The following is a 12,825-nucleotide window of genomic DNA, read 5'->3' as shown; positions in this document are numbered from 1 at the left end:
TAGCTAATTTTAGGCTTGAAAGGTAAACAAAAGAGCGATGACGTATAAAATACTTTGGGCGGACGATGAAATTGATTTATTGAAACCCTATATCTTGTTTTTAGAGAGTAAAGGATATGAAGTATTTACGGTTAATTCAGGTGCAGACGCTTTAGAATTAGTAGAAACTCAGAAGTTTGACATCTTGTTCTTGGATGAAAATATGCCGGGAATGTCTGGCCTAGAGGTCTTATTACAGATCAAAAAATTCAGACCGAATCTTCCCGTTATTATGATCACTAAATCAGAGGAAGAAGAATTGATGGAAGACGCCATCGGTTCGAAAATTGCTGATTACCTCATCAAACCACTTAATCCGAATCAACTATTGCTTTCTGTCAAGCGTATTTTTGATAAGAAAAGACTCGAAGAAGGAAAAACGAATATTAGTTACCAACAAGAGTTTTTGGCCTTATCGATGCAATACCAGGATCATTTGAATGCCAAAGAATGGTCTGACATCTACAAAAAACTAATCTATTGGGAACTCGAAATCGACACAACCGAAAACAAATCGATGGCCGAGGTTTTGAACAACCAAAAAAATGAGGCAAATGCCCACTTTAGTAAATTCATCGAGAAAAATTACGAGGATTGGTTGCAAAAACCCGATACAGAAACACCCGTATTATCGCATTTAATGCTGCGTAAACATGTTTTTCCGAAGATCAACGACAAGAGTCCTCTTTATTTTATTTTGATTGATAACTTGCGTTTTGACCAATGGAAAACCTTAGACAAATACATCCAAGAATACTTCCGATTAGAATCCGAAAATAACTATTATTCCATCCTGCCTACGACAACGGCCTACGCCCGAAACGCCATATTTGCCGGAATGATGCCATCTGAAATCGCTAAAAATTACCCCGACAAATGGGTCTACGATGTAGGCGATTCTGAAGACGAAGAAGGATTCAATAAACAGGAAGAATTTTACTTACAGGAGCAATTAAAGCGCCTAAAAATCAACGCTAAAAGCTCTTATCACAAGATTATTCACCAGTACCAAGGAAAACAATTAGTCGACAATTTCAATAAATTAGCGACTAATGATTTAAATGTCATCGTCTACAATTTCGTCGATATGCTCTCCCATGCTAGGACGGACATGGCTATGATCAAAGAATTAGCTCCAGATGAGTCAGCTTACCGCAGCTTAACGGCCAGCTGGTTCCAGCATTCTCCTCTTTTTGATTTATTAAAGAAGATTGCAGAGAAAAAGGGGCGCGTCATCATAACGACCGACCACGGTATGATACGCGTACAAAATCCGATTAAAATCGTGGGAGATCGGAATACGAATACCAATTTACGTTATAAACAGGGGAAAAATTTGAATTGGGATAACGCGAATAAGATGATGGTTTGCCGAAAGCCTGAGAACATTTTTTTACCCAAACCAAACGTTTCAACCACCTATGTGTTTGCAAAAGAAGATAACTTATTTGCCTACCCTAATAATTATAACCAATACGTAAATCACTATAGAAATACCTTTCAACACGGCGGAATTTCACTGGAAGAATGTATCATTCCGGTGATATACTATACGGGAAAATAGGGTTATAGACTGGCTACGGGGAAGATTTTACCGCCTTCGCACTTCAGGATTTGGCCTGGAACTTTAGCCATCGTATTGTAGTCGTGACTCGCCATGATGATGGCCATCCCACTTTGATTCAGCTCCTTGAATAATTGCATAATTTCCAAAGAAACCTCCGGATCTAAATGACCTGTGGGCTCATCAGCAAGCAATAAAACCGGGTTATTCAAAATGGCACGCGCAATACAGATGCGTTGTTGTTCTCCGCCTGAAAGACGGTGAATACGTTTAGAAATGGCAGAACTCATTCCTACGCGCGCTAAAACCTCCTCGATTTTGAATCGTATTTCATCCTTATTCGTGTGACCTGTCGCCTCTAAAACGAAGGATAAATTCTTCTCGACATTGCGATCTGTCAGCAATTGAAAATCTTGAAAAACGAAGCCTAATTTACGTCTTAAGAATGGCACCTCTGAACGCTTAATGGTATTCAATGAATAACCCGCCACCGAAGCTGTTCCAGACTCAAGACCAATTTCCGCAATAATACTGCGAAAGAAGGTGCTCTTTCCGCTACCCGTTTTACCAATCAAATAATAAAAATCTCCCTCATTAATCGTTAAATTAATGTCTTCTAGTGTATTAACACCGTCTTGAGAAATACTTACTTGTTCAAAAGATAATACAGACATAAAAATCGCCTAGGTTAATTAAGAATTTGCTTTTGCGTGATCCGCTAAGAATTGCGCTAAACCACTATCCGTCAAGGGGTGCTTTAATAAAGCTAACATGGCAGATAAAGGTCCAGTCATCACATCTGCTGCAGCTTCTGCACATTTAATGATGTGCATTGGGTGACGAACAGAGGCTGCTAAGATTTGCGTATCAAATTCGTAGTTATCGTAGATCAATCGAATTTGCTCGATCAATTCGATACCGTCGAAAGAGATATCATCTAAGCGTCCGATGAAGGGAGAAACGTAGGTTGCCCCTGCTTTAGCAGCTAATAAAGCCTGTCCCGCAGAGAATACAAGCGTACAATTCGTTTTAATCCCTCTTTCAGAAAAATATTTCAAGGCCTTGATACCGTCCTTGATCATAGGAATCTTTACTACGATTTTATCGTCCAGCTCCGCTAATTCTTCACCTTCGCGAATCATTCCATCGTAATCAGTGGCGATTACTTCGGCAGAAACATCTCCATCCACAATATCACAAATCGCTTTGTAATGACGTAAGACGTTGTCTTTTCCGGTGATTCCTTCTTTAGCCATTAAGGAAGGGTTAGTCGTAACTCCGTCCAAAACACCTAAATCTTGTGCTTCTTTAATTTGCGCTAAATTCGCTGTATCGATAAAAAATTTCATAGGTCAGATTTTTATAACAAAAAAATGGCAAATTCACCGCTACAACCGACCTACCCTTGCTTCGATCAAGACCTGGGGGATTCAGCGGGAGCTGGTAATTTGCCACCACAAAGATGACAAAAAAGCAGCTTTTTTCAAAATAAATATCGTTTTTTTGGATTAGCCCCTTAACTTTAAAATATGAAAAAATGGATTCTATTGGTTAGCCTTAGTGTTGCTTGGGCTTGTTCTACTTCGGGTGAGGCTTGGTTAGACGAGGCGAAAGCACGTTTACAGAAAGGGGAAACGGTTTCTGCGAAAGAAGCACTGCAGAAAGCGATTGAGAAAAATCCCGGTTTGGCGGAAGCATATAACCTTCAAGGGGTCATTCTATTTCAAGAAAAAAATTACCCAGAGGCAGAAGCCGCTTACCGAAAGGCGATCGATTTAAAACCTTCCCTCTATACCGCTCAATTGAATTTAGGTGCGGTTTTGATGGAACAAGGGGTTTGGGATAAAGCCCTAGCGCCTACGGATAAAGCCATCGCTTCGCAGCCGGATTCAAGCGCAGGATATCTCCAAAGAGGGATTATTCAAGCGGCCCTTGCACAACCAGCAAAAGCTAAATTTGATTTTACACAGGCCATTAAACTGGCGCCAAAAGATATTAATGCCTTTTACAACCGCGGAAACATCCTTTTTCAAGAAGAGGATTACGCCGGAGCTGTAGCTGATTTTGCGAAGGCCGCTGAGATTAATCCGAATTTTGGCAAAGCTTATTACGCACTAGGCCTAAGCTATATCAAATCGAAACAAAACGACAAAGCATGCCTTGCCTTTCAACAAGCGCAAAAATTGAATTATCCAGGTGCGGCTGAAGCCGTAAAAAACCTATGTAATTAATATGAGAAACGTACAATTCATCTTGGGAGGTATTTTCGGCCTCGTCTTTTTAATGTTTACGTACTGGCAGTTGAATGACCCGGACCCTATTTTGTGGGTACCCGTTTATGCTACAGCTGTTTATACCGCTTTGCAGGCGATGCGTGGCAAAACGAATCCAGAGCTTTTGATCGTCTTATTTTTTCTCTCTGTATTCGCAGGATTGCAATTATGGGTTGAAATGACGGCTTGGGAAGGATTCTTAACAGATGGCTTGAGCATGAAGACACATAACCAAGAGTTAGCACGAGAAGCGGTGGGTCTTTGGATTGCATCCGGATCGTTTGCTTTGTTTTACGTTTTAGAAAAAAAGAAATAAGATGTTAGATCTTGGTTTTGTCTCTGCCATTCTCCCTCACAAAAGTCTTTTTGAGGTTTTAGATTATGCGCAACAGCAACATTTCGCCTGTGTAGAGGTCATGTGTTGGCCCTCTTCCTCTTCGGATGCGCGCAGGTATGCGGGGGTTTCGCATATTTCAGTAGACCAACTATCCACAGAGGATCTTGTAGCCTTGAAGGCGAAATTAGATCTACATCCGGTCAAAATATCCGCTTTAGGTTATTACCCGAATCCATTGGATCCGGATGAAACGCAAGCTGCTTTTTACCGAGAGCACATCCAGAAAATCATTAAAGCAGCTGCCGTTTTAGGCATTTCGCGTGTGAATACCTTTGTAGGCCGTGATTATACGAAGAATGTGGCTTATAATATCGGTCGGTTTTCGGAGGTTTGGCCGGAAATTATTGCGTTAGCAGACACGCTACAGATTAAAATAGGCATTGAAAACTGTCCCATGTTCTTTAGCGATGATGAATGGCCCGGAGGAAAGAATTTGATGACGACGCCCAAGATTTGGGATGAATTATTTACGATCATTCCGTCGGCGAATTTTGGCCTGAATTATGATCCATCTCATATGGTCTTTCAGATGATGGATTATACCTACCCTATCTATCACTATGCCGAACGGATTCACCACGTACATTTAAAGGATGTTAAAGTATATCCTGAAAAATTGAATCGCGTAGGGATTTTAGCGAATCCATTAGAATACCATTCCCCTAAAATTCCAGGACTTGGCGATATACAGTGGGGGAAGTTCATTTCTGCATTAAACGACGTACGGTACCGAGGTCCAATCGTGATTGAAGTAGAAGATAAGGCCTATGAAGGCTCAGAAGAGGATATCGACAAAGCGATTCGAAGTGCGAGGAATCACATCCAACAATTTTTACCCTAAAAAAAAGGGCTTCAGATATGAAGCCCTTTTTTAATGCAGCGAAAATCGCTCAATTATTTACTAGGTTTTGCGAAGATAGCCGCATCGATTGTTGGATTAATTTCCACCGATACCGTTTCTACTGTCATCATCCCACCCATTGGATTAGCTGTTTCAACAGTATAAGGAAATGCTAAACCGTTCACCATTTTATAGTTTGAAAAGCTAACTTCTGAATCTATTTCTTGACCATTCGCTTGTACTTTCGTTAGAGTTTTTACCACAAAATTAGTAGCTGTGGAAACATAGACCTTGCTGTCATCACCTGATGGTTTAGTTACTGTCAATAGATATACATCAGCTCCATCCAATTTCTCTTTAGAGACTAAATCAATCTTATATCCGTCCTTCTTTGCGTTCGTCAAAATAGAACCCAACATCAATTGAGAACCTGCCATTTTAACTTGATCAGCCGGCATATCTTCTGGCTCACCCGTTCCGCCCATCATGGCAGGACGATTCATCCAACCTTTATTTCCATCAATGACCGTAATGATTTTATTTCCCATGACAGCTACTTCTGTCCGAAAAGATTTTCCGATCACTAAAGACGTATTACTTTCAATATCCATTCCCTGAACAGAGAATTTATTTTTTACAACGGCTGTTTTCACGGCAGCCCATTTATCAGCGCCACCCATGGCAGCTTCGTGCTTAGCTAAAATTTCCTCAGTCGATTGAGCAGACGCCACTGAAGCGACTAACATTCCTGCTACAAGGCAGATTGATTTGATCATTGTTTTCATGATATAGGGGTTTATTTTTCGAAAGATAGTAAAATTATTGAGCTTTTTTCGGAATGGAACGCATCACGATAAACCAGCCAATCAATACTAAAATGGCGGCCATAAAGAAGGCTGCGCCTGGGAATAAAATGGGCGCTTGTTCAGAGGCGAAATAGGCGAATAAATTGGAGGCCAAAAGAGGGCCAAAAATAGTCGTAATAGATTGTAAACTAGTCAACCCTCCCTGTAATTCACCTTGTTCATTCGGACCTACTTGTTGAGTGATCAGGCTTTGGAGAGCTGGTCCTGCAATTCCCCCCAACCCAAAAGGAATCATAAAGGCATACATCATCCAAGATTTAGTCGCATAGGCGAACATAAAAAATCCGATGCCATACAGGAGTAAACCGTAAGAGATCGCACGTATTTCACCTAGTTTGGGCATAATAATACGGGCCAAACCTCCTTGCACAATGGCTACAATTAAACCGACAAAGGCTAAAGAATAGCCTACTTGATCCGGTGTCCAGCCAAAAACCTTCATCGTAAAATAGGACCACGTACTAGGGTGCACCTGACCGGCTAATTGCAGGCAGAAGAAACCTCCTACCAAACCCGCGATCACTGGATATTTTGTCAAATTCTTTAAAGATCCTAAGGGATTCGCACGCGTGATGTCAAAGGGACGGCGGTTCGATTTTGCTAAGGATTCTGGTAAGACAAAATAGCCGTAAATCCCATTAATTAAAGTTAAACCCGCCGCGGCAAAGAAGGGAATTCGATCACCATAAGACGCTAGCATCCCACCTATCGCAGGTCCAATAATAAATCCTACACCAAAAGCGGCTCCTACGACACCAAAATTCTTTGCCCGATCTTCCGGCTTTGACACATCCGCAATGTAGGCTTGAGCCGTCGTAAAACTGGCACCAGTGATTCCTGACATGATGCGACCGATGAATAACCAAAGAATATTGGGCGCGAAGGCTAAAACAAGGTAATCAATCGTGAAGCCGAATAAAGAGGCCAAAATCACCGGACGGCGACCCACCTGATCCGATAATCCACCTAAAACAGGAGAAAACAAGAACTGCATAATGGCATAGGACGCCATTAACCAGCCTGCATATTGAGAGGCAACGGAAATATCTCCACCCACAAAACCTTTGATAAGGTTAGGTAAAACGGGGATAATTAGGCCGATTCCGAGAACGTCAATTAATAAAGTGATAAAGATAAATCCAATTGCAGGATCCTTTTTGCTCGCCATTTGATTCTAGATTAGGCTGCAATTTAAGAAAAAGGATACTGAATATTCGTTTTTAAAAATTCCTTACTCGTTTCTGCACAAGATAAGGGTGTTTTACCCGCGTCTGGAACGGCATCTAATTCAACAATGGCGAAGCCTTTGAACTTGATTTTGTCCAAGTTAGCGAATACCTCCTCTAGGTTCACTTTACCTTGCCCTAATTCGACGAAACGGTAGCGAGGCTCGGTTTGGCGCACATCTTTTACGTGTAATGCATGTAAAACTTTACGGTATTTCAACACCGCATCTGCCGGATTACCGCCGCCTTGGAAATAATGAGCTACGTCTAATAGCAATTTGATTTTAGCCGGATCCATGTGGTTTACGAGCAAATCAACCTCCTCAGGTGTTTCTCCAAACTGGTCCATGTGGTTGTGGTAGGTAGCTTGAATGCCTAATTCTTTCGTTTTGGCACCGATTTCGTTCATGACTTCTGCTAAACGAATAAGGTCTTTCTCTTCCGGCTTCACCCCTTTCTTACGTAAGGAATTCGTTAATTGAATCGATGTTCCTCCTAAAGCTTTTACGAAAGTAGCGTGCTTGACGTGCTGAGCGATGGATGCCTCTACTTTGGCTGGATCAATCTCCACATTGCCGCTCGAAAACATACATAATTGCAAGCCTGATGAATCTAATAAGGCTTTTAAAGCGGCAGGATTATCCTTGTATTTTGCAAATGAATTCGCGCGTAACTGTATTCCCTTGAAACCTAGGGCTGAAATTTCTTGAATCGCCTGCTCATCTTGCCCATTCCAAGTGATGGCAGAATAACCCAAAGAATAGGATTTTTTCGCAGCATAAAGAGAAGAAACTGGAAGTGTTGTAGCCAAGGTAATGGCCAAAAATTCGCGTCTAGTTGTCATAGGAGAAGGTTTTATTATAAAAGCCTCTCCCAAAGCTTATTTACTCTCGCTGAATTTCAAATAATCCGCTAATAGACTCAGCATATCCGTACCGATGTAATCCACACCGATATCTAACAGTGCTTGATACCCTAAAAGGGAATCTGGGGTAGCCCAAAGACGTACTTTTCGGCCGTTTGCATGGACTTGATCCACGTAGTTTTTGAGTTTTTCTTTCAAGGCTGCTGGTATAGGTCCTTGTCCAGCCCAAAAGCCAAACTTCAACATCGATTCACTCTCTAACAACACTTTAGAAGTGGGAAAACGCTCATTCGAACGACCATCAAAGGTGATCCAAGCTGGGGATTCAATGTATTGGGAGGGTTTTGGGCGGTTACCGGAAATCACTATTCGGAATCCTTTTTGTTGAATAAGTTCTGCATGAGGCTTCAAAGCAGCAATAATCAGCGGCAAGGTGGAATCCGATGAGGTCTTCGAATCAATCAATAATTGATGAAAATCCCCCTCTTTATTGGCTTTTAGGACGCGGATAATGGGGTCAATATACAGATCCTTCAAATTGCGATTCAGACTCAGTTGATTCCGTTCGTGACCCACCAATAATTGTCCATTCACGGCATATACATCCGCCTCAATGGAACCAAAACCTAATTGAAATGCCTCAAAAAATGGTCTTTCGTGTTCGTAATCATTGTGAGCGTGCGCTTTTGACAAAGGACTCTGAGCTTGTAAAGCGAATGACAACAGACAAAAAAGGGCGATTTTTTTCATTAGCCTTTCACATAATCCCCGGACGCAATGCGCGTTTTCGGGTCGATTTTCTTGTTGTATAAATACGCGTAGGTTTCGATTTCCTTGCCTTTCAAATTTACTTTCACCTGCTCGCGAACGAATAGACTTTCGGCTGGTTTGTCTGTATTGAATTCTTCGTATTCATCTAAAACGTTCAATAATTTGATCGTATTGGACAATAAATACAATTCGCCTACTACCTGGTCTTTCGCGTCACCCGATGGGATAATACCCGGATAATCAGCCACTTGGTACATCTGACCTTGGTAGGTCGCCATGCCGATGTAATCCGAATTTCGTGCGATCAAGCGGTGTAAATCGTTTCCACAGTCGCGGCGCAAAGTTCCATAGACGAATAAATATTCTTCTACGTCTGGTTCTGGTAGTTTCGCTTCTTCCAAAGTCAATACTAAGTCCTCTTGCTCTACCACCGTTCCTTCAGTCAATAACACATTACCGATAATTCCTTCAAATGGTGCCGAAACAATTGATTCCATCTTCATCGCCTCGATCACGTACAGTGGAGCATTTAATTTCACTTCGTCGCCTGGCTTTACCAAGATACGGGATAAACGACCCTGCAATGGAGCACCGATGTCGCCTTTTACTTTCGCTTTTGCGTGTTGCGCGCGTTCGACTTTGACGTTTTTGTCCAAAATCTTAATGCGGCGTGCCTGGCCATTCAATTCAAATGTTACATTGCGCAGACCTGATTCGTCAGGTTCAGACATGTACAAGAACTTCACGATAATCGTCTTGCCTGGCTCAATCGTGATCATAATCTCCTCATCCTGCTTCAAGCCATAGAAAAAGGCTGGCGTAGGAAGGGCTGACAATTCTCCGAATAAAGCTGAATTCTTGTAATAGTCTTCGTAGACTTTCGGGTACATTTTGTAGGATAAGTAATCGAAGAATCCATCTTCTGCCTCTGGAAATTTCTTCGTAAAGGTCTTGAAATCTGCGTCGAAGTCGATGGGTGCCAAATGGTCATTTGGACGACCTTCGATCGCGTGCTCGCCTTTTAGAATGATCTCCTGCAGTTGTTTAGGGAATCCTTGGTAGGGTTGACCTAAGCCGCCTTTGAAGAAGTCTTTGACGGATTCAGGGAAGGATAAAGTAGCTCCTTTGGCATATACATCCTCCGCCGTTAACGAATTCGCGGTCATAAAAATCGCCATATCCCCCACTACTTTCGAGGATGGAGTTACCTTAACGATATCGCCGAAAAGCGTATTCGCCTCTGTGTAATTACGTTTCAATTGTTCAAACTTGTCGCCCACACCTAGCGCAATCGCTTGGCCACGTAAGTTCGTATATTGACCGCCCGGAATCTCATTATTGTATACCTCAGCGGTTCCCGCTTTCAGTTCTGATTCGAACGGCGTATACATCGTACGCACTGCTTCCCAATAATTCGAATATTCGTTTAACAGGTCTAAATCCAGGTCAGATGCTTTCGCGTGACCTTGCATCATCGCAACTAACGAGTTCAAATTAGGCTGTGACGTCAAACCGGACATCGCTCCTAAAGCCCCATCTACGATATCCACACCGGCTTCAATGGCCTTTAAATAGGTCGCTGATTGAACGGAGGCCGTGTCGTGCGTATGCAAGTGAATGGGTAAGTCGACCGCTTTCTTCAATTCGGTGACTAATTTTTCTGCTTGGAATGGACGCAAAAGACCGGCCATATCCTTAATCGCTAACATGTGAGCACCGGCATCTTCGAGCTGACGCGCCATATCTACGTAGTATTGTAGATTGTATTTCTCGTTTGTAAAGACGTCACCCGTATAGCAAATCGCTGCTTCAGCGATGCCAGGCGTGCGTTCCCGAACCGCTTTGATCGAGACTTTCATCGCATCGATCCAGTTCAAGGAATCGAAAATACGGAAGACATCGACTCCGGCTTCAGAGGATTTCTCCACGAATTTTTCAATCAAATTGTCAGGGTAAGCCGAATATCCCACGGCGTTAGAACCGCGGAAAAGCATTTGCAATAGCATATTCGGCATCGCCTCGCGGAACTCTTGCAGGCGTTTCCAAGGAGATTCTTGCAAGAAACGCATCGCCACGTCGAAGGTAGCACCACCCCAAACCTCCATCGAGAACAATTGAGGGAAGGATTTCGCAAAACCGTCAGCCACGGCTAACATATCTTGGGTGCGGACACGAGTCGCTAAAAGCGATTGGTGCCCGTCGCGGAAGGTCGTGTCCGTAAAATAGATTTGCTTCGCATCACGGATGTGTTTCGCAAATTTCTCCGGACCCATTTCCGTTAATAATTGTTTGTTTCCTTTCGGGTATTCCGACATTGGATCCACATACGGGATAATCGGGGTGCGGAAAGGAGCCGTAGGCTTCACTTTCACATCCGGATTTCCGTTAACGATTACCTCTCCCAGGTAGCGAATCGCCTTTGTCGACCGGTCACGTGTGGGTTTGAAGTTGAATAATTCCGGGTGGTTCGCGATGAATGGCACCGTGCAGTGGCCCTCTTGGAAGACGGGGTGTGTAATTACATTGCGTAAGAATGGGATGTTCGTTTTTACCCCACGGATTCTGAATTCGGTCAGCGCGCGGTTTAAGCGTTCGGACGCACCGCGAAGCGTGCGGCCTTTGGCAGACACCTTCACTAACATCGAATCGAAATACGGGGAAATCTTTACACCGGGATACGAAGATCCTTCGTCTAAACGAATACCGAAACCAGCTGCGTTTCGATAGGCGATAATTGTTCCAAAATCCGGCTTAAATCCATTCGCTGGATCTTCCGTCGTGATACGGCATTGGATCGCGAAACCCTTTAGCGGGATGTCCGCTTGGTTTTGAATAAAAATACCGGGATCGGATAATCTGTAATTTTGGGCGATTAGAATTTGGGTACGGACGATATCGATGCCCGTCACCTCTTCCGTAATCGTATGTTCTACTTGAATACGCGGATTTACTTCGATAAAATAGATATTTTCGTCTTTATCGACCAAAAACTCCACCGTTCCAGCGTTATAATAATTTACGGCTTTACCGATGGAAAGCGCATAAGCGTATAATTTTTGTTTAGTTTCTTCTTTTAGACCAAAAGAAGGGGCGATTTCCACTACTTTTTGGAAACGTCTTTGTACCGAACAATCGCGTTCATACAAATGCACTAAATTCCCATGCTGATCCCCTAATAATTGTACCTCGATGTGTTTGGGATCATCGATAAACTTCTCGATGAACAAGGTGTCATCTCCAAACGCATTTTTCGCCTCATTTTTTGCCTCCTGATACGCTTTTTCTAATTCCTCTTCCGTTCTCACTACGCGCATTCCACGACCACCACCACCGGCAGCCGCTTTCACCATCACGGGGAATTGAATACGTTTCGCTTCGGATAGGGCCAAAGAATAATCAGCCAAATCCCCTTTCGAATCCTCGATCATGGGCACATTGGCCTTCAGGGCAGCCACTTTCGCCGCCACTTTATCTCCCAATGCGTTCATCGCTTCTGGAGATGGGCCCACAAAAACGATTCCCTCTTCTCTACAGCGAGTTGCCAACACTACGTTTTCCGATAAGAAACCATAACCCGGGTGAATAGCGTCGATTTTCTTCGATTTACACAAAGAAATCAAGCCCTCGATGTCCAAGTAAGGTTTTAAAGGCTCGTCGTCTTTCCCGATTTGGTAAGCTTCATCGGCTTTATAGCGGTGCAACGAATAGCGATCTTCGAAGGTATAAACGGCAACGGTACGAATTCCTAATTCGGACGCGGCACGCATGATTCGGATAGCAATCTCACCGCGGTTAGCGATCAATAAACTGGAGATTTTTTTAACGTATGATTTTGGCATAATCAATAAAATAGGAGATTCTAACAAAAATGCTAAATATATTGTGAAACTCGCATCAAATACCGCATTTTATTTGGTGAAACTTAAAAAAATACCATATTTATTAGGTTCGTTACCAAGAAAAATAATTCTACCGCCTTCGAG

Annotated in this window: 11 protein-coding genes; 4 read left to right on the top strand and 7 right to left on the bottom strand. The window is 42.8% G+C overall.

Features of this window, described 5'->3' with window-relative positions; translation table 11 throughout:
• Window positions 1–37 precede the first annotated feature (37 nt).
• Window positions 38–1,603 (top strand): T9SS response regulator signal transducer PorX, encoded by a 1,566-nt coding sequence (gene porX / locus EWU21_RS07975; protein ID WP_130896288.1) that lies wholly within the window; start codon window positions 38–40, stop codon window positions 1,601–1,603.
• A gap of 2 nt (window positions 1,604–1,605) precedes the next feature.
• Here porX and EWU21_RS07970 read toward each other — a convergent pair whose 3' ends face one another.
• Window positions 1,606–2,277: a cell division ATP-binding protein FtsE gene (locus EWU21_RS07970; RefSeq protein WP_201737857.1), complete on the bottom strand. Its 672-nt coding sequence runs from the start codon at window positions 2,275–2,277 to the stop codon at window positions 1,606–1,608.
• A gap of 18 nt (window positions 2,278–2,295) precedes the next feature.
• Entirely contained in the window at window positions 2,296–2,952 is a 657-nt protein-coding gene (fsa, locus tag EWU21_RS07965) for a fructose-6-phosphate aldolase (protein ID WP_130896286.1), read from the bottom strand.
• A gap of 180 nt (window positions 2,953–3,132) precedes the next feature.
• Between fsa and EWU21_RS07960 the strand changes: the two genes are divergently transcribed.
• From EWU21_RS07960 to EWU21_RS07950, 3 genes are read left to right on the top strand one after another with little or no spacing between them, the layout of a single operon-like run.
• Entirely contained in the window at window positions 3,133–3,834 is a 702-nt protein-coding gene (locus EWU21_RS07960) for a tetratricopeptide repeat protein (protein ID WP_130896285.1), read from the top strand.
• A gap of 1 nt (window position 3,835) precedes the next feature.
• Entirely contained in the window at window positions 3,836–4,192 is a 357-nt protein-coding gene (locus tag EWU21_RS07955) for a transmembrane 220 family protein (protein WP_130896284.1), read from the top strand.
• Window position 4,193: 1 nt separating this feature from the next.
• On the top strand, window positions 4,194–5,114 hold the full coding sequence (locus tag EWU21_RS07950) for a sugar phosphate isomerase/epimerase family protein (protein WP_130896283.1): 921 nt from the start codon (window positions 4,194–4,196) through the stop codon (window positions 5,112–5,114).
• Between the two features lie 53 nt (window positions 5,115–5,167).
• Here EWU21_RS07950 and EWU21_RS07945 read toward each other — a convergent pair whose 3' ends face one another.
• From EWU21_RS07945 to EWU21_RS07925, 5 genes are read right to left on the bottom strand one after another with little or no spacing between them, the layout of a single operon-like run.
• A complete protein-coding gene (locus EWU21_RS07945; RefSeq protein ID WP_130896282.1) occupies window positions 5,168–5,899 on the bottom strand; it encodes a LolA-like protein in 732 nt (243 codons plus the stop codon).
• Between the two features lie 34 nt (window positions 5,900–5,933).
• Complete coding sequence (locus tag EWU21_RS07940; protein ID WP_130896281.1) at window positions 5,934–7,148, bottom strand: TCR/Tet family MFS transporter; 1,215 nt, start codon at window positions 7,146–7,148, stop codon at window positions 5,934–5,936.
• Window positions 7,149–7,171: 23 nt separating this feature from the next.
• On the bottom strand, window positions 7,172–8,050 hold the full coding sequence (locus tag EWU21_RS07935; protein WP_130896280.1) for a sugar phosphate isomerase/epimerase family protein: 879 nt from the start codon (window positions 8,048–8,050) through the stop codon (window positions 7,172–7,174).
• A gap of 36 nt (window positions 8,051–8,086) precedes the next feature.
• Window positions 8,087–8,821 carry a PI-PLC domain-containing protein gene (locus EWU21_RS07930; RefSeq protein WP_130896279.1) on the bottom strand — a complete coding sequence of 245 codons (735 nt, stop codon included), beginning with the start codon at window positions 8,819–8,821 and terminating at the stop codon, window positions 8,087–8,089.
• The gene (locus tag EWU21_RS07925; RefSeq protein WP_161566496.1) at window positions 8,821–12,681 is read right to left on the bottom strand and encodes a pyruvate carboxylase; all 3,861 of its coding nucleotides are present in this window, start codon (window positions 12,679–12,681) and stop codon (window positions 8,821–8,823) included. The genes EWU21_RS07930 and EWU21_RS07925 overlap by 1 nt, the downstream gene beginning before the upstream one ends.
• Window positions 12,682–12,825 lie beyond the last annotated feature (144 nt).

Source organism: Aquirufa antheringensis, assembly GCF_004307425.1.
Lineage (GTDB): Bacteria > Bacteroidota > Bacteroidia > Cytophagales > Spirosomataceae > Aquirufa > Aquirufa antheringensis.
The sequence above is the reverse complement of the archived record's forward strand: the minus strand, read 5'-3'. Positions and strand labels throughout refer to the sequence as shown.